19 protein-coding genes are annotated in these 17,245 nt (G+C 74.4%); 17 read left to right on the top strand and 2 right to left on the bottom strand.

Features of this window, described 5'->3' with window-relative positions; all coding sequences use genetic code 11:
• The first annotated feature begins 54 nt into the window (after positions 1–54).
• The 15 genes from ACZ3YL_RS07630 to ACZ3YL_RS07560 all read left to right on the top strand — a co-directional run bounded on the left by ACZ3YL_RS07630 (position 55) and on the right by ACZ3YL_RS07560 (position 13,450).
• Entirely contained in the window at positions 55–1,011 is a 957-nt protein-coding gene (locus ACZ3YL_RS07630; RefSeq protein ID WP_316520336.1) for a helix-turn-helix transcriptional regulator, read from the top strand.
• A 3-nt stretch (positions 1,012–1,014) separates the two neighbouring features.
• Positions 1,015–1,245 carry a hypothetical protein gene (locus ACZ3YL_RS07625; protein ID WP_188308364.1) on the top strand — a complete coding sequence of 77 codons (231 nt, stop codon included), beginning with the start codon at positions 1,015–1,017 and terminating at the stop codon, positions 1,243–1,245.
• A 29-nt stretch (positions 1,246–1,274) separates the two neighbouring features.
• Complete coding sequence (locus tag ACZ3YL_RS07620; RefSeq protein ID WP_159398379.1) at positions 1,275–1,451, top strand: hypothetical protein; 177 nt, start codon at positions 1,275–1,277, stop codon at positions 1,449–1,451.
• 233 nt (positions 1,452–1,684) lie between these two features.
• Positions 1,685–1,987 carry a Sec-independent protein translocase subunit TatA gene (gene tatA, locus ACZ3YL_RS07615; RefSeq protein ID WP_188308363.1) on the top strand — a complete coding sequence of 101 codons (303 nt, stop codon included), beginning with the start codon at positions 1,685–1,687 and terminating at the stop codon, positions 1,985–1,987.
• Between the two features lie 193 nt (positions 1,988–2,180).
• Positions 2,181–3,074: a twin-arginine translocase subunit TatC gene (gene tatC / locus ACZ3YL_RS07610; RefSeq protein WP_188308397.1), complete on the top strand. Its 894-nt coding sequence runs from the start codon at positions 2,181–2,183 to the stop codon at positions 3,072–3,074.
• Between the two features lie 119 nt (positions 3,075–3,193).
• The gene (locus ACZ3YL_RS07605; protein ID WP_317621371.1) at positions 3,194–4,354 is read left to right on the top strand and encodes an NAD(P)/FAD-dependent oxidoreductase; all 1,161 of its coding nucleotides are present in this window, start codon (positions 3,194–3,196) and stop codon (positions 4,352–4,354) included.
• Positions 4,355–4,388: 34 nt separating this feature from the next.
• Positions 4,389–4,709: a (2Fe-2S)-binding protein gene (locus ACZ3YL_RS07600; RefSeq protein WP_465656081.1), complete on the top strand. Its 321-nt coding sequence runs from the start codon at positions 4,389–4,391 to the stop codon at positions 4,707–4,709.
• 106 nt (positions 4,710–4,815) lie between these two features.
• On the top strand, positions 4,816–6,297 hold the full coding sequence (locus ACZ3YL_RS07595; protein WP_465656115.1) for an FAD/NAD(P)-dependent oxidoreductase: 1,482 nt from the start codon (positions 4,816–4,818) through the stop codon (positions 6,295–6,297).
• Positions 6,298–6,351: 54 nt separating this feature from the next.
• The gene (locus ACZ3YL_RS07590; protein WP_188305612.1) at positions 6,352–7,287 is read left to right on the top strand and encodes a dihydrodipicolinate synthase family protein; all 936 of its coding nucleotides are present in this window, start codon (positions 6,352–6,354) and stop codon (positions 7,285–7,287) included.
• A gap of 72 nt (positions 7,288–7,359) precedes the next feature.
• Complete coding sequence (locus ACZ3YL_RS07585) at positions 7,360–8,364, top strand: proline racemase family protein (RefSeq protein WP_188305611.1); 1,005 nt, start codon at positions 7,360–7,362, stop codon at positions 8,362–8,364.
• Positions 8,365–8,401: 37 nt separating this feature from the next.
• Entirely contained in the window at positions 8,402–9,757 is a 1,356-nt protein-coding gene (locus ACZ3YL_RS07580) for an aldehyde dehydrogenase family protein (protein ID WP_465656079.1), read from the top strand.
• Positions 9,757–10,794, top strand: a complete 1,038-nt coding sequence (locus tag ACZ3YL_RS07575; RefSeq protein ID WP_465656077.1) for a proline racemase family protein — start codon at positions 9,757–9,759, stop codon at positions 10,792–10,794. Before ACZ3YL_RS07580 ends, ACZ3YL_RS07575 begins: the two co-directional genes overlap by 1 nt.
• A 65-nt stretch (positions 10,795–10,859) precedes the next feature.
• On the top strand, positions 10,860–11,810 hold the full coding sequence (locus ACZ3YL_RS07570; RefSeq protein WP_465656075.1) for an ornithine cyclodeaminase family protein: 951 nt from the start codon (positions 10,860–10,862) through the stop codon (positions 11,808–11,810).
• A gap of 210 nt (positions 11,811–12,020) precedes the next feature.
• Positions 12,021–12,731, top strand: coding sequence for a GntR family transcriptional regulator (locus ACZ3YL_RS07565; RefSeq protein ID WP_188305608.1), 711 nt, complete (start codon positions 12,021–12,023; stop codon positions 12,729–12,731).
• A gap of 101 nt (positions 12,732–12,832) precedes the next feature.
• On the top strand, positions 12,833–13,450 hold the full coding sequence (locus tag ACZ3YL_RS07560; protein ID WP_465656072.1) for a Uma2 family endonuclease: 618 nt from the start codon (positions 12,833–12,835) through the stop codon (positions 13,448–13,450).
• A gap of 1 nt (position 13,451) precedes the next feature.
• On the opposite strand, the gene ACZ3YL_RS07555 is transcribed toward ACZ3YL_RS07560, so the two are convergent.
• Together ACZ3YL_RS07555 and ACZ3YL_RS07550 are read right to left on the bottom strand one after the other, a co-directional pair.
• A complete protein-coding gene (locus ACZ3YL_RS07555) occupies positions 13,452–14,135 on the bottom strand; it encodes an ABC transporter ATP-binding protein (protein ID WP_188305606.1) in 684 nt (227 codons plus the stop codon).
• On the bottom strand, positions 14,132–15,208 hold the full coding sequence (locus ACZ3YL_RS07550) for an ABC transporter permease (RefSeq protein ID WP_465656070.1): 1,077 nt from the start codon (positions 15,206–15,208) through the stop codon (positions 14,132–14,134). The genes ACZ3YL_RS07555 and ACZ3YL_RS07550 overlap by 4 nt, the downstream gene beginning before the upstream one ends.
• 165 nt (positions 15,209–15,373) lie before the next feature.
• On the opposite strand from ACZ3YL_RS07550, the gene ACZ3YL_RS07545 reads away from it, so the two are divergent.
• Entirely contained in the window at positions 15,374–16,597 is a 1,224-nt protein-coding gene (locus ACZ3YL_RS07545; protein ID WP_188305604.1) for a sensor histidine kinase, read from the top strand.
• The gene (locus tag ACZ3YL_RS07540; protein ID WP_188305603.1) at positions 16,594–17,220 is read left to right on the top strand and encodes a response regulator transcription factor; all 627 of its coding nucleotides are present in this window, start codon (positions 16,594–16,596) and stop codon (positions 17,218–17,220) included. Before ACZ3YL_RS07545 ends, ACZ3YL_RS07540 begins: the two co-directional genes overlap by 4 nt.
• Positions 17,221–17,245 lie beyond the last annotated feature (25 nt).

Below are 17,245 nucleotides of genomic sequence, written 5' to 3'. Positions count from 1 at the left end.
CGTCGGAAGGTGCGTCCTGTGCGAAGCGCCCGCCGAGCGCAGCGAGGTGGACGCATGAGTAACGCCATTGACCAGACCAGGCGGATGCTGTCGCTGGTCACCTACCTGCGCGAGCGGCCCGGGGCCGAGGTCGCCGAGGTGGCCCGGGCGTTCGGGATCAGCGAGCGCGAGCTGATCGGGGACCTCAACGTGCTGCCGATGTGCGGCACCAGCTTCCGCGGCGGCGACCTGCTCGACATCGACACCGACGGCGAGCGGATCTGGTGGCACAACGTCGACGACGTGGCCCAGCCGCTGCGCCTCGCCGCCGACGAGGCCACCGCGCTGCTGGTCGCCGCCCGGGCGGTGGCCGGACTGCCGGGCCTGCGGGCCGGGGACCGGGAGGCGCTCACCCGCGCCGTCGCCAAGATCGAGAACGCCGCGGGAGAGAGCGCCGAGGGCAGCGCCCGGGTCGGGGTCACCTTCGAGGCGGAGAGCCATGTGTTCGCCGACATCGACCGCGCGCTCAGCGAGGGCCGCCGGCTCTGGCTGCGCTACTACTCGCACGGGCGCGGCGGGATGACCGAGCGCGAGGTCGACCCGATCCGGCTGCTCACCGAGGGCCACACCTACCTCGAGGCCTGGTGCCGCACCTCGGAGGACCACCGGATGTTCCGGCTGGACCGGGTCGCCGAGATCCGCGTCCTGGACGTCCCGGCCGACCCGCCCCGGCGCGAGCCGCGCGACCTCAGCGGCGGGCTGGTCAACCCGGCGGCGGACGACCCGGAGGTGGTGGTGGAGGTCTCCTCCGGCGGCCGCTGGGTCGCCGAGTACTACACCCACGACCGGGCCGAGGAACTGCCCGACGGCGGACTGCGGATCACCCTGCGCAGCGCCGACCCCTCCCAGCTGCGCCCGCTGGCGCTGCGGCTGGGCCGGGACGGCCGGATCGTCTCGCCGCCCGAGCTGGCGGAGCAGGCGCGCTCGGCCGCGCGGGAGGCGCTGGCCGCCTACGGGGAGGGGCAGGTCTGAGCGGTGGAGGCCGGGACGAGATTCAAGGTGTACTGCTCGCAGTGCCGGGAGAAGGTCGAACTCCCGGCCGAGGAGTTCCGGCTGACCCTCGGCCGGACCCCGGCGCAGGCGCACTACAGCTTCGGCTGCCCGCTGTGCGGGGCGGCGGTGCGCAAGGCGGCCGGGGAGAAGATCGTCGAGGCGCTCACCGCGGCGGGGGTGCGCACCATGCGGCTCGTGCGGGCGGAGGGATGACCCCGATGGCCCCCGTATAGGGTGGGCGCATGTCCTGGATGCTCGTCGCCGCCGTCCTGCTCGCCACCGCGGGCCTGCTGGTCCTCGGGGTCCTCGCGATCCGGCTCTGGCTGGACGTACGGGCGCTCGCCAAGGGCGTGGACGCGGCCTCCCGGGCACTGGCGGAGGCGGCGGGGGAGCTGGCCGAGGCCGTTCCCGGCCGTTAGGTCCGCCGGCGCGGCGGCCGTCGGTCCGGTCGGACCGTTAGCACAGCCGGGGCACGGGTGGTACGGGGGCTGCTGCGCGGAGGTAGGGGCGGGTTACGCTCTCAAGTGGCTCCTGAACTGCGAACCGGGGGCCGCTGTCCTGTTCGGGCGGCCGTCGTCGTGGCGTCATCCGCAGCGGTTACCATCCGCGGCGGGCGGCCCGCCGGGCCGCGGATGCTGAAGGTGGTCGGCGCATGCGCTTCTCGATGACCGCGATCGTCCTGGTCGCTGTGGTTGCCATCGTGCTGTTCGGGGCCAAGCGGCTGCCCGAGCTGGCACGCTCGTTGGGGCAGTCGATGCGGATCCTGAAGAGCGAGGCCAAGGCGATGCGCTCGGACGACGAGCCGGACGGGAGTGCGCCGCCCGCCCGGCCGCAGGTCTCGGCGGAGCCGACGGCCAGGACCGTCCAGTCCGCTCCGGGGGCCTCGGCGACGGCCCGGCCGGTGGCCGAGCCCGGTGCGGGGCAGGGCGCGCCCGGCGGCGACCGCCCGCACTGAGCGCGGTGCCGGTGACGTACGCGACGCACCCGCGGTGTGCACCGCGTGCGTCGTACCCGACGTACACGGTGCGCGTGCCGCGCGCGACCACGGAGGCCCGTCGACCGGCGGGCCTCGACGCACGAGTTGAGGACCGGGGTTGAGCAAGCTCTCCAAGGCGCCGCAGAAGGCGCCCAAGGATCCTGAGGGGCGGATGGCCCTCGCCGACCACCTGCGGGAACTGCGCAACCGCGTGGTCAAGTCGGTCCTGGCGATCGTGGTGATCACCGTCATCGCGGCGATCTACCACAAGCAGATCGAGCACTTCCTGCTGGAGCCGCTGCCGCAGTGCACGCCGGAGCGGCAGGAGAAGTACCACAACAAGTGCGCGCAGGTCTCCAACATCGGGCTGACCGCGGGTTTCACCTGGATGCTCAAGGTGTCGCTGACGGCGGGCGTGGTCGGCACCGTGCCGGTCTGGCTGTACCAGGTGTGGGCCTTCGTGGCTCCCGGTCTGCACAAGCACGAGAAGAAGTACACGGTCATCTTCATGACCTGTGGTGCGCCGCTGTTCCTGGCCGGTGTGGGCTGCGCGATCCTGACGCTGCCGACCACGGTGCAGGTGCTGATCTCGTTCACCCCGAACGGCACCACCCCGATCCTGCCGCCCGAGGACTACTTCGACATCGCCACCAGGATGGTGCTGGTCTTCGGCCTCGCCTTCGAGTTCCCGCTGCTGCTGGTGATGCTGAACATGGTCGGCATCGTCACCGGCAAGCGGCTGCTCGGCTGGTGGCGCGGGATGGTCATGGGCATCACCGTGTTCGCGGCCTTCGCCACGCCGAGCGCCGACCCGCTGAGCATGCTCGCGCTGGCCGCGCCGATCTGGGCGTTGTACTTCCTCGCGGTGGCCATCGCGCTGTTCAACGACCGGCGCAAGCGCCGGAAGAACCCCGATGCCGACCTGGACGACGAGGAGGCCTCGCACGTGGACCTCACGGTGCAGCCGGTGGCGGATACGGAGTCGGTCGAGGCCTCCGCGGCCCCGGCGGCGAGTGCCGCGCCGGTGCCGAGTGCGCGCCGGGAGCAGATGGACGACATCACCTGAGTCTGCTGCGGTGAGCCTTCCGGCCCTGGTCCCCGGCTTCGTGCGGGGACCAGGGCCTTCCGCTGTCCCGGCTCTGGCGCGCTCTTGGCAGGGTTGATGGCATGTGACATATTACTGACGTGCTGAAGACCTGGACACCTCCGCTGGACGTCGTCGTGGTCGGCGCCGGAGTCGTCGGCGCCGCCTGCGCGTACTACGCCGCCCGGGCCGGACTCGCCGTCGCCGTCGTCGACCGCGGGTCGGTCGCCGGGGGTACCACCGGCGCGGGCGAGGGCAACCTGCTGGTCTCCGACAAGGAACCCGGGCCCGAACTCGACCTCGCGCTGCTCAGCGTCCGGCTCTGGCGCGAACTCGCCGAGGACCTCGGCCCGGCCGTCGAGTACGAGCCCAAGGGCGGCGTCGTGGTCGCCTCGACGGAGGCCGGGCAGCAAGCGCTGCGGGCCTTCGCCGCCGGGCAGGCCACGGCCGGGGTGACCGCCGAGGAGGTCCCGGCCGAGCGGCTGCACGAGCTGGAGCCGCACCTCGCCCCCGGGCTCGCGGGCGGCTACCACTACCCGCAGGACGCCCAGGTGCAGCCCGCGCTCGCCGCCGCCCACCTGCTGCGCGAAGCCCGTCGGATGGGCGCCGAACTGTTCACCGGGGAGGACGTGACGGCCGTGGAGCGCGGCCCGGACGGCGCGGTGCGCGGCGTCCGGACCACCCGGCGCCGGCTCGCCGCCCCCGCCGTGGTCAACGCCACCGGCGCCTGGGGCGCCGAACTGGCCGCGCTGGCCGGAGTGCACCTCCCGGTGCTGCCCCGGCGCGGCTTCGTGCTGGTCACCGAGCCGCTGCCGAGGGTCGTCCGGCACAAGGTCTACTCCGCCGACTACGTCGCCGACGTGGCCAGCGGCGCGGCCGGGCTGCAGACCTCCTCGGTGATCGAGGGCACCCCGGGCGGACCGGTGCTGATCGGGGCCAGCCGGGAGCGGGTCGGCTTCGACCGCACCCTCTCCCACGCGGCGATCGGCCGGCTGGCCGCCGAGGCGGCCCAGCTGTTCCCGGTGCTCGCGGACGTCGCCGTGATGCGCACCTACCGGGGCTTCCGCCCGTACCTGCCGGACCACCTGCCCGCCATCGGCGAGGACCCCCGGGTGCCGGGGCTGTACCAGGCCTGCGGGCACGAGGGCGCCGGGATCGGGCTGGCGCCCGGCACCGGGCTGCTGATCGCCGAGCAACTGACCGGGAAACGGCCGGAGCTGGACCTCGCGCCGTTCCGGGCGGACCGGTTCCCGGCGGGGTGAGACCTTGTTCAGGACCTCTGGAATGGAGAAGCCGGTGACGCGTCGCCGCACCCCCGCCGGGCTGGTCGGGGCCGAGCCCGGGCCCGGCCACCACATCGAGTTCGAGGGACGGCCCGTCCGCGCCCTGCCCGGGCAGTCGATCGCCGCCGCGCTCTGGGCCGACGGCGTGCTCGCCTGGCGCACCACCCGGACCGGCGGGCGCCCGCGCGGCGCGTTCTGCGGGATCGGCGCCTGCTTCGACTGCCTGGCCACCGTGGACGGCCGGGCCAACCAGCGGCTGTGCCTGCTGCCCGCCGAACCCGGGACCGTCGTCACCACCCAGGAGGGCCACGGCCGTGCCGACCTCGCCGTCTGACCCGTACGAGCCGTCCGGGTTGTCCGGGTCGTACGAACCCTCCGGGCCGTCCGGGTCCTACGAGCCGTCTGAGCCGTCAGAGCCGTACGAGCCGTACGACCTCGCCGTGGTGGGGGCCGGGCCCGCCGGGCTGGCCGCCGCCGTCACCGCCGCCGAACTCGGGCTGCGCTGCGTGCTGCTGGACGGCGCGGAGCTTACCGGCGGGCAGTACTACCGGCACCCGGCGCCCGGGCTCGGTGCGACCCGGCCGGACCGGCTGCACCACCGCTGGTCGGTGTACACCGGGCTGGCCGCGCGGCTCGCCGGCCAGCCCCGGGCCGACTTCCGCGGCGGCCACCAGGTGTGGGCGCTGGAGCGGACCGCGGACGGCTTCGCCGTGCACGTCACCCGCGGGCCGCAGGCCGCCGACCGGGACACCGTCCGGGCCCGGACGGTGCTGCTCGCCACCGGGGCGTACGAGCGGCAGCTGCCGTTCCCCGGCTGGACCCTGCCCGGGGTGGTCACCGCGGGCGGCGCGCAGGCCATGCTCAAGGCCGGGCTGGTGCTGCCCGGGCGGCGGATCGTGGTGGCCGGCAGTGGGCCGCTGCTGCTCGCGGCCGCCTCCTCGCTGGTCGGCGCCGGGGCGGACGTCCCGGCGGTGGTCGAGGCGAGCGGCTACCTCGGGTACGCCCGGCGCCCCGGCGTGCTGGCGGCCGTCCCCGCCAAGCTGGTCGAGGGCGCCGGGCACGGTGGAGCGCTGCTGCGGCACGGCGTACGGCTGCGGCCGCGCAGCGCCGTCGTCGAGGCGCACGGGACGGAGCGGGTCACCGCCGTCACCGTGGCCCGGCTGGACGCCTCCTGGCGGCCGCTGCCCGGCACCGAACGGCGGATCGCCTGCGACGCGCTCGCCGTCGGCCACGGGCTGCTGCCGCAGATCGACCTGGCCACCGAACTCGGCGCGGACACCCTCGCCGGACCGGACGGCGCGGTCGCGCTGCGGGTCGACGCCCGGCTGCGCACCTCCGTCCCCGGCCTGTGGTCCGCCGGGGAGACCAACGGCGTCGGCGGGGCGGACCTCGCGCTCGCCGAGGGGGAGCTGGCCGCGCACGCGATCGCCGGGGTGTCGCCCGGGCGCGCGCTGCTGCGGCGCCGGGCTCGGCTGCGGGCCTTCGCCGGGCTGATGGCCGCCGCGCACCGGCCGGGGCCCGGCTGGACCGGGTGGCTTCGGCCGGACACCGATGTGTGCCGGTGCGAGGAGGTGCCGGTCGCCCGGATCCAGGAGGCGGTGGAGGAGCTGGGCGCGGGCGACCCCCGCACCGTCAAGCTGCTCACCCGGGCGGGGATGGGGTGGTGCCAGGGGCGGATGTGCGGTCCGGCCGTGGCCTGTCTCTCCGGCTCGGGTGAGCCGGGGGCGGACCGGCGGCCGTTGGCCTGCCCGGTGCCGCTCTCGCAGCTGGCGGCGGGGGTCCCTGATTCCACCCCCGCCGCCTCGGCTGCGCCCGTTGGGCCCGTCGGACCTGTCGGGCCCGTCGGACCTGTCGGGCCCGTCGGGCCCGTTGGGCCCGTCGGACCTGGGGCCCCCGCTGACTCCGTTGCCCCCGAGGGGTAGCTGCCGAACGTGTGGGTCGGGGACTCTTGTCTCCGACCCGCCTTCTCTAATAAAATGTCACACCTCACCAAGGAGTGCACCGTGTCCATCACCCCCCGTGACACCAACCGCCCCTGGCGCGGCATCATGGTCGCCACCACGATCCCGCTGCGCCCCGACCTCTCCGTCGACTACGACGCGTACGCCGAGCACGTCCGCTGGCTGATCGAGTCCGGCTGCGACGGCGTCGTCCCCAACGGCTCGCTGGGCGAGTACCAGACGCTCACCGCCGAGGAGCGCGCCCGGGTCGTCGAGGTGGCGGTCGAGGCGGCCGGCGACGGCTCCCGGGTCATGCCCGGGGTCGCCGCCTACGGCAGCGCCGAGTCCCGCCGCTGGACCGAGCAGGCCGCCGAGGCCGGGGCCGGCTCCGTCCTGCTGCTGCCGCCCAACGCCTACCGGGCCGACCACGCCTCGGTGCGGGCGCACTACGCGGAGGTGGCCAAGGCCGGTCTGCCGGTCGTCGCGTACAACAACCCGATCGACACCAAGGTCGACCTGGTGCCCGCGCTGCTCGCCCAACTGCACGGCGAGGGCTCGATCGTGGCGGTCAAGGAGTTCAGCGGAGACGTCCGCCGCGCGTACGAAATCGCCGAGCTGGCGCCCGGGTTGGACCTGCTGATCGGCGCCGACGACGTGCTGCTGGAGCTGGCGCTGGCCGGCGCGGTGGGCTGGATCGCCGGGTACCCGAACGCCCTGCCGGAGGCCTCGGTGGCGCTCTACGACGCCGCCGTCTCGCTGGACCTGGAGACCGCGCTGCCGCTGTACAAGTCGCTGCACTCGCTGCTGCGTTGGGACTCCAAGACCGAGTTCGTCCAGGCCATCAAGCTCTCCATGGACATCGCCGGACGCCCCGGCGGGCCGGTCCGGGCGCCGCGTCAGCCGCTGGAGCCGGAGATCGAGGCGGCGGTGCGCGCGGCCACCGAGAAGGCGCTGGCCGAGGGCCTCGCCTAGCCCCCTGCCCCCTCGGCCGGCTGCGGGGGCAGCCGGCCTCGACCCGACCGTTCCGTCAGAGGAGTTGTGAGGATGCGCAGCCGTCACGTGTTCCACGCCGTCGACTCGCACACCGAGGGCATGCCGACCCGGGTGATCACCGGAGGCTTCGGCGTCATCCCCGGCGCCACCATGGCCGAACGCCGGGTGCACTTCCAGCAGCACCTGGACCACTTCCGGACCCTGCTGATGTACGAGCCGCGCGGGCACGCCGCGATGAGCGGCGCCATCCTGCAGCCGCCCACCCGGCCGGACGCCGACTTCGGCGTGCTCTACATCGAGGTCTCCGGGCTGCTGCCGATGTGCGGGCACGGGACCATCGGTGTCGCCACCGTCCTGGTCGAGACCGGGATGGTGCCGGTGGTCGAGCCGGTGACGACGGTACGGCTGGACACCCCCGCCGGACTGGTGGTCGCCGAGGTGCGGGTCGAGGGCGGCGCCGCCAAGGCCGTCACCATCCGCAACGTGGCCTCGTACTCCGTCGCGCTGGACCGCAAGATCGAGGTGCCCGGGTACGGTACGGTCGGCTACGACCTCGCGTACGGCGGCAACTTCTACGCCATCCTGCCGCTCGCCGAGTTCGGGCTGCCGTTCGAGCGGGAGCGCAAGCAGGAGATCCTGGACGCCGGCCTGGCCCTGATGGACGCGATCAACGCGGGCCCCGACCGGCCGGTGCACCCGGAGGACCCGTCCATCCACAGCTGCCACCACGTCCAGCTGCTCGCCCCCGGTTCCACCGCCGAGCACTCCCGGCACGCGATGGCCATCCACCCCGGCTGGTTCGACCGCTCACCCTGCGGCACCGGCACCTCGGCGCGGATGGCGCAGCTGCACGCGCGCGGCGAACTGCCGCTCGGGCGGGACTTCCGCAACGACTCTTTCATCGGGACCACCTTTACCGGGCGGCTGGTCGAGGAGACCGAGGTCGCCGGGCGGCCCGCGGTGGTGCCCACCGTCACCGGGCGGGCCTGGGTCACCGGCACCGCCCAGTACTTCCTCGACCCGGACGACCCGTTCCCGGCGGGCTTCCTGCTCTGACGCTACGTTGTGAACTCGCTCTGAAGGGCTGCTAGTCGTGACCATCACCTCGTACAACCCCGCCGACCCGACCGACCTGGTGGTCGCCGTCGAGGAGCCCGGCGCCGAAGCCGTACGGGCCGCCGTCGGGCGGGCCCGGGCCGCGCAGGGCGGCTGGCTCGCGGCCGGGGCGGGCGCCCGGTCGGCCGCGCTGGGCCGGATCGCCGAGGCGGTCGAGGCGCACGCGGAGGAACTCGCCGCGCTGATCGTGCGCGAGGTCGGCAAGCCGCTCGCCGAGGCGCGGGGGGAGGTCGCCCGGACGGCCGCGATCTGGCGGTACTACGCGCAGGCGCCGTACGAGCCGTCCGGCGCGGTGCACGAGACCGCCGCCGGGCCGGGACTGCTGCTCACCCGGCGCCGCCCGTACGGGGTCGCCGGACTGATCGCGCCGTGGAACTTCCCGCTGGCGATCCCGAGTTGGAAGGCCGCGCCGGCGCTGGCGGTCGGCAACACGGCCGTGCTCAAGCCCGCGCCCGAGGCGACGGCCTGTGCGCTGCGGCTGGCGGAACTGGCCGGCCTGCCCGCCGACGTGTTCACGGTGCTGCCGGGCGGGGCCGAGGAGGGCCAGGCGCTGGTCGACGCCGCCGACGTGGTGTCCTTCACCGGCTCGACCGGGGTCGGCCGGGCCGTGGTGCGGGCCGCCACCGGGCGGGGGGTGCCGGTGCAGGCCGAACTCGGCGGACTGAACGCGGCGTTGGTGCTCCCCGACGCGGACATCGACCTGGCCGCGGGGCACCTCGCGGCCGCGATCGCTGGGTACGCCGGGCAGAAGTGCACCGCCACCAGCCGGGTGATCGCGGTGGGTGCGGCGTACCAGCCGCTGCGCGAGGCACTGGTCAAGTCCCTTGCGGCGGTGGACGATTCGGTGTGCGGGCCGGTGGTCAACGCCGCCGCGCGGGAGCGGCTCGTCCTCGCCGTCGACTCGGCGGTGGAGGCCGGGGCGACGGTGCTCACCGGTGGACGGGTGCCCGAGCGGGCCGGCTGGTACGTCGAGCCGACCCTGCTCACCGACGTGCCGGCCGAACACCCGCTGGCCGGTGAGGAGTTCTTCGGTCCGATCGCGCTGCTGCACGCGGCGGCCGACCTGGACGAGGCGATCGCGCTCGCCAACGACACCCCGCACAGCCTCGCCACCTCGGTGCACACCCGCAGCCTGGACGCGGCGCTGGCCGTTGCCGACCGGCTCGACGCGGGCATGATCCGGGTCAACGCGCCCTCCAGCGGCGTCGACTTCCACCTGCCCTTCGGCGGGACCAAGGGCGCCAGCCACGGCGAGCGCGAACAGGGCTGCGCCGCACTGGAGTTCTACACCGTCAGCCGGACGATCAGCGTGCTGCCGGGCGGGGACGCCTGATGGACGTCCGTACGGTCGACACCGTCGACTACCACACGGCCGGCGAACCGTTCCGGATCGTGCTGGGCGGCGCGCCCCCGATCCCCGGCGACAGCGTCGCCGAGCGGCGGGCCATCGCGATCGGCGCGGGTGCCAGCGCCACCGCGCCCCGGCCCAGCGCGCTGGACGACGTCCGGCGGCTGCTCGTCCGGGAGCCGCGCGGGCACGCCGGGATGTACGGAGGGTTCCTGGTGCCGCCGGACGACGACGAGGCGCACCTGGGCGTGCTGTTCTGGCACAAGGACGGCTACTCGACCGCCTGCGGGCACGGCACCATCGCGCTCGGCGCCTGGGCGGTGGACTCCGGACTGGTCCCGGCCCCTGCGGACGGCACGGCACGGGTGCGGATCGACGTGCCCTCCGGGCGGGTCACCGCCCTGGTGCACCGGGCCGGCGGGCGCACCACCGGGGTCACCTTCCGCAACGTGCCCAGCCGGGTCAGCGCGCTGAAGCTGCCGCTGACCACCTCGCGCGGGGTGGTCGAGGTCGCCGTGGCGCACTCCGGGGCCTGCTACGTCTCGGTGCCCGCCGCCGCCCTCGGGCTCGCGGTCGAGACCGGGCAGCTGCCCGAACTCGTCGCCGTGGGGCGGGAGATCAGGGCGCTGCTGGCCGGCGCGGAGGCGGTCGCACACCCGACCGACCCGCGGCTGTCCGGGGTGTACGGGGTCGTGCTGTACGACGAACTACCGTCCCCGGACGGTGTGTTGAGTCAGCGGAACGTCGTGGTGTTCGCCGACGGGCAGATCGACCGCTCGCCCTGCGGCTCCGGCACCTCCGCCCGGCTCGCCGTCCTCGCCGCCGAGGAGCGACTCGCCCCCGGGGAGCCGCTGCGACACGAGTCGATCATCGGCACCGGGTTCACCGGGCGGGTGCTCGCGGGCGGCGACCCGCTGGGCGACGGCGTCGTCACCGAGGTCAGCGGGACGGCGTACCGCACCGGGGAGCACCGGTTCCTCCTGGAGCCGGGTGACGCGCTGGGGACGGGGTTCCTGCTGTGAGTGCTGCGAACGGTCCTGTGGCGTCCGGTCCTGTGGTGTCCGGTCCTGCGCGGCCCGGGCCTGGGGTGTCCGGTCCTGCTCTGCCCGGCGCGGCGGCTGAGCCGCTCCAGTACGCCGTGCCGGGAGTCGGCGGGGTCGGGCCCGCCGACGCGGTGCGGTCGATCGAGCGGGTGCTGCTGGACGGGTTCGACCCGGAAGCGGCGCCCGCCCGGTCGGCCGTACCGGTGCCGGCGGGCGAGCTGCTGCTGATGCCGGCCGCCGCCGGGCCGTACGCCGGGGTGAAGATCGCCGGGGTCGCGCCCGCGAACCCGGCGCTCGGACTGCCCCGGATCACCGGCAGCTACCTGCTGCTGGACGGGCCGACGCTCCAGCCGTTGGCGCTGCTGGACGGCGCGGCCCTCACCGCTCTGCGCACGCCCGCCGTGACGGCGGTGGCGCTGGCGCGGCTCGCGGCGCCGGAGGCCGAGCACCTGGTGGTGTTCGGCTCCGGGCCGCAGGCCTACGGACACCTGGACGCGCTGCTGGCCGTCCCCGCGCTGAGGTCGCTCCGGCGGCTGACGGTGGTGGCGCGCGACCCCGGGCGGGCGGCCGCGCTGGCGGCGTACGGGCGGAAGCTGGGGCTGGCGGGCTCGGTGGGTGCGCCGGAGGCCGTGGCCGGGGCCGATGTGGTGGTCTGCTGCACCACCGCGCGCACGCCGCTGTTCGACGGCGCGCTGGTGCCCGCGCACGCGGCCGTCGCGGCGGTCGGCTCGCACGAGCCGGACGCGCGCGAGGTGGACGAGGTGCTGGTCGGGCGGGCCGAGCTGTACGTGGAGGCGCGGTCGGTGGCGGCCCGGGAGGCCGGGGACCTGCTGCTGGCGGGCGCGCTCGGGCGGCGGCAGGTGTGGAACCTGGCCGAGCTGGTGCGCGGCGACGCGCTGGTGCCGGACGGCCGGCCGCGGTTCTTCAAGAGCGTCGGGATGGCCTGGGAGGACCTGGCGGTGGCGGCGGAGGTGTACCGGGCCTCGCGGGTCTGATCGCCGTGGAGGGCGAGCCGACCAGGGGGCTCCTCTCGGGGTGGTCGGCAGATCGTGTGCCCCCGGCCGTTGTCACGGCCGATCGCCGCTGCCACCATGGGCGTTGGTGGTGTGCCCGGTGGTGACGGATCGTTCGGATCGCGGACTGTTGCACGCTCAACGTAACGTGACATTGTACGCTGGTGTTCTGCACCCACCCGGAGGAACACCATGGCCGAGCTCACGTCCCGCACCCTGATCTCCGTGCAGGAGCGGCTCCGCGACCAGGTCGCCCACGCGCTCCGGGCGGCCCTGATCTCCGGCGAACTGCGCCCCGGAGTCGTCTACTCCGCGCCCGCCCTCGCCGCCGACTTCGGCGTCTCCGCGACCCCCGTGCGCGAGGCCATGCTCGACCTCGCCCGGGAGGGACTGGTCGAGGCCGTCCGCAACAAGGGCTTCCGGGTCACCGAACTCACCGAGCGCGACCTCGACGACTACACCGAGATCCGCGCCCTGATCGAGGTCCCCACCGTCGGCCGGGTCACCCGCACGGCGACCAAGGACCAGCTGGAGCGGCTGCGCCCGCAGGCCGAGGCCATCGTCGCGGCGGCCCGCAAGCACGACCTCATCGGCTACCTGGAGGCGGACCGGCAGTTCCACCTCGACCTGCTGGGACTCGCCGGCAACGCGCGGCTGGTCGACGTGGTCGGGGACCTGCGCAAGCGCTCCCGGCTGTACGGGCTGACCCGGCTGGACGAGCAGGGGCAGCTGGTCTCCTCGGCGGAGGAGCACGTGGAACTGCTGGACCTGATGATCTCCGGCGACGCCGAGGCGGCCGAGGCCTGCATGACCCGGCACCTCAGCCACGTCCGCTCGCTCTGGGCGGGCCAGGACGACGCGGCGGAGGCGGAGCGCCCCGGGCTGCGGCTGCGGGCCCGGTAGAGGGCTAAACCACTCGTTCGGGTGAAGGATGGGAATCGGGCGTCGGGGGGCGCTCGCGCTCTACGATGATGCTCTCGACATCGGCAGCCAGGAGGAAATCCATGTCCGCCGCCGCAGTGGAAGAGCCCTTCGAGCAGCGCCCGCTGCTCGGAGCCGCCGAGCAGCCGACGCTGCTCGATGTCGCCGAGCTGATTTCCAACCAGTTCGTCGGGCACCGGGTCGAGATCGTCGGAAGCCAGATCACCGCGACGCCGCCGCCGAATGCTTCTCACGGTAAGTCGCTGAGCCGCCTTATGCGGGCGCTGTTCATGGCCGGCCTCGACGAGGACGACGTCCTCCAGAACGTTGGCATCTGGTTGCCGGATGGGCCTTCGGACTATGCCGTACCGGACCTGTCGGTTGTCGATGCTGACATCGATGACCACCTGATCGAGTACAACTGCTACGACCCGGCGGCTTTCCGCCTCGTGCTCGAAGTCACGTCATCGAATCCCAGTGACGATCTCAAACGGAAGCCGACCGCCTACGCCTCGGCCGGCGTGCCCGTCTACGTGATCGTGGATCGGAAGAATCGGCGGGTCATGGTGTTGACCGATCCGAAGGACGGCGAGTACCAGGTGCACGCCGTCCACCACCCGGGGCAGTCGTTCACGCTGCCCGAGTCGATCGGGGCGTCGGTGATGCTCTCGGTGGACGACGTGCTCGCGGCGAAGAAGTAGCTCAGGCGACCGCTGACGGCACCGTCAACCGGCCGTCGTGGACTTCGGCGATCTGGTCGACCGCCGTCAGGTGGGTGCGGTCGTGGGTGACCAGGACCGTCGCAGTCGCCCGCCGGTGGGTGAGGTCGGTGATCAAGTCGAGCACTGCCGCGCCGCGTTCGTGGTCGAGGGCGCTGGTGGGCTCGTCGACGAGGAGCACCGTGGGGTCGTTCATCAGGGCGCGGGCGATGTTGACGCGTTGGCGCTGGCCACCGGAGAGCTGGTGGGGGCGGCGGGCGGCCAGGTCGCGCAGGCCGACGGCGTCGAGGAGTTCCAGGGCGCGGGTGTGGGCCTCGCGGGGGGAGCGGCCGTCGAGGTGGGCCATCACCTGGAGCTGTTCGGCGGCGCTGAGCGAGGGCAGCAGGTTGGGCTGCTGGAAGACGATGCCGATCCTGGTGCGGCGCAGCGCGGTGAGCTCGGCGCGGTTGAGGCCGGCGGTGTCGGTGCCGTCCACCACGACCCGGCCGGAGTCCGGGCCGATCAGGGTGGCCGCCACCGCCAGCAGGCTGGACTTGCCGGAGCCGGAGGGGCCGACCACGGCCGTGATGGAGCCCTTGGGGACGGTCAGCGAGACGTCGTCCAGGGCGGTCAGCCGGTCGTCGCCGTCCGGGTAGGTCAACGTGATGCGGTCGAGGGTCAGGCTCATCGGGCGCTCCCCAGGGCGGTCAGCGGGTCGACGGAGGTGATCCGGCGGATGGACAGGGCCGCGCCGATCGCGCCGAGGGCGATCATGACGACGGCGGGCAGCAGGACGGTCGGGGCGTCCAGGACGAAGGGGACGGCGGAGCCGATCAGCGCGCCGAAGCCGGAGGCGATCGCGGTGCCGACGGCCGTACCGAGCACCAGCAGCAGCACGGCCTGGCCGAGGGCGTCGCGCAGCAGGTAGCGGGTGGAGGCGCCGAGGGCCTTCAACACCGCGATGTCGCCGCTGCGTTGGATCGTCCAGACGGTGAAGAAGGCGCCGATCACCAGGGCGGAGATGGCGAACAGGAAGCCGCGCATCAGCTGGAGCGAGCCGTTCTCGGAGGTGTAGGAGCCGATCGCGGAGAGGGCGTCGTCGCGGGTGCGGGTCACCGTGCCGTGGCGGGTGTCGGCGGCGGCGAGGTCGGCGCCCTCGGCGGTGTGGAGGGCGATGACGGTGGCGTGGCCGGCGCCGCCGGGGGCGAACTGCTGCCAGTCGCCGAGGCTGGTCCAGATCACCGGGGTGTGGCTGTACGCGGCGTCGCCGTCGACGGCGGCGACGGTGAGGTGGTGGCCGGCCACGGTGAAGTCGGCGCCGGGGGTGAGGTTGCCGAGCTTCTCGGCGGCGGTGCCGGACAGCACGGCCTGGCCGGGGGCGATCCGGTTGCCCTGCGGGGCCAGGTCGGAGCCGTCCGGGACGCCGAAGGCGGAGAGCGCGGCGGTGCGGGTGCCGGCGGCGGCCTTGGTGGTGGTGATGCCGAGCGGCTGGGCGGAGGTGACGCCGGGCTCGCGGGCCCAGGCCTGCCACTGGTCGGGGCTGAGCTGGGAGTCGGTGAAGGAGAGTTGCTGCCCTTCGGCGGGCTTGGCGAACACCAGGTGGTCGGCGGGCAGGCCGGTGATCGCGGAGATGTTCTGCCGGCCGAGCCCGGCGGTCAGTCCGGACAGCAGGCCGACCAGTACGGTGATCAGCACGATGACGGTCCCCATCAGGGCGAACCGCCCCTTGGCGAACCTGAGATCCCTCCAGGCGACGAACACGGTGGGCCTTCCTGCGACAGTGGGACTGGTGACGTTGCCACGCTCCCCGAAACGGGGTGGCCGGGGCATCGCGCCGGGGATTGCATCCTGGGCATCAAAGGGCAGAAGCGGAGTTCAACCTTTTGATTGATGCCGGGCTCCCGGTGCGGAACTTAGGCTGGAGGGATGGCGACCGAACGCTCCAGAACCACCCCCGTCGCCCGCGTCCTCCAGGTCTGCCTGCACCTGCTCGTGGCGGGCCTGCTCGCCCTCGCCGTCGCCCGGGCCGCCTTCGCCGACCGGGGCGGGGACCCGGCCGCCGTCGCCGCCGCGGCCACCGCGATGGCCGCCGGGTACGCCATCGGGCCGCGGCTGGCCGCCGTCCACCGCTCCCGCCGGGGCGCGGCGCTCTGGCTGGCGCTGCTCGGCGTCACCTGGGCGGGCCTGCTGGTCGCCACCCAGGACGGGGTGTGGCTGGCCTTCCCGCTGTACTTCCTGGAACTGCACCTGCTCGGCCGGCGCAGCGGGCTGACCGCCGTCGCCCTGACGGCCGGCGCCGCGATCGCCGCGTGGTCCTGGCACCAGCAGAGCTTCAACCTGGCCGCCTCGATCGGGCCCGCCCTCGGCGCGGCCGTCGCGACCGCCACCGTGCTCGGCTACCAGGCGCTGTACCGGGAGAGCGAGGAACGGCGCCGGCTGATCGACGAACTCACCGCCGCCCGCGCCGACGCCGCCGCCGCCCACCACGCGGCCGGCGTCCTCGCCGAGCGCGAGCGGCTCGCCCGGGAGATCCACGACACCCTCGCGCAGAGCCTCAGCTCCATCCAGCTGCTGCTGCGCGCGGCCCAGCGGGCGCTGCCCGATCGCACCGAGGCCGCGGCCGGGTACGTGGAGCAGGCGCGGCAGGCCGCCCAGGACAACCTGGACGAGGCCCGGCGGTTCGTCCGGGCGCTCACCCCGCCCGCGCTGGACGGCGATCCGCTGCCCGTCGCGCTGGAACGGCTCTGCGCGACCACCACCGCGCACAGCGGACTGCCCGTCCACCTGCACGTCTCCGGGGACCCGCTGCGGTTGCCCGCCGCGCAGGAGGTGGCGCTGCTGCGGATCGCGCAGTCGGCGCTCGGCAACACCGTGCGGCACGCGAAGGCCTCGCGCGCCGAGGTGACACTCAGCTACATGGAGGGCGAGGTGGCGTTGGACGTGTTCGACGACGGGGCCGGGTTCGACCCGGCGGCGGTCGCCGGCCGCACCGGTGCGGACGGCGGCTTCGGACTGCCCTCGATGCGGGCCCGGGCCCGCGCGCTCGGCGGCGGCTTCACGGTCGAGTCCGCGCCCGGCGAGGGGACGGCCCTGGCGGTGCAGCTGCCCGTCACCCCGCAGCCGCCCGTCACCCCGGAGGCCGGCCCGTGATCCGGCTGCTGATCGCCGACGACCACCCGGTGGTGCGGGCCGGGCTGCGCGCGGTGCTGGAGAGCGAACCCGACTTCACCATCGTGGCCGAGGCGGCGACCGCCGAACGGGCCGTCGAACTGGCGGCGGAACCGGGTGTGGATGTGGTGCTGATGGACCTCCAGTTCGGGCCCGGCTCGGCCATGAACGGTGCCCAGGCCACCGCCGCGATCACCGCCCGGGCGGGCGCGCCGCGGGTGCTGGTGGTCACCACGTACGACAGCGACGCGGACACCCTCCCGGCGCTGGAGGCCGGCGCCACCGGGTACCTGCTGAAGGACGCGCCGCCGGAGCAACTCGCCCAGGCCGTCCGGGCCGCCGCGGCTGGGCGCAGCGCGCTGGCGCCGAGCGTCGCCGACCGGCTGCTGGAACGGATGCGGACGCCCGCGGCGGCGCTCAGCGCCCGGGAGACCGAGGTGCTCGGGCTGGTCGCGGACGGGCTGACCAACCAGCAGGTCAGCCAGCGGCTGCACCTGAGCCAGGCCACCGTGAAGTCCCATCTGGTGCACATCTACACCAAGTTGGGGGTCGACTCGCGCACGGCGGCGGTGCGGGAGGCGCGCGGGCGCGGGCTGATCCGCTGAGCGTAGGGTGAGGGCGGTGCCCGTA

The organism is Kitasatospora sp. NPDC023176 (assembly GCF_055560495.1).
The sequence above is the reverse complement of the archived record's forward strand: the minus strand, read 5'-3'. Positions and strand labels throughout refer to the sequence as shown.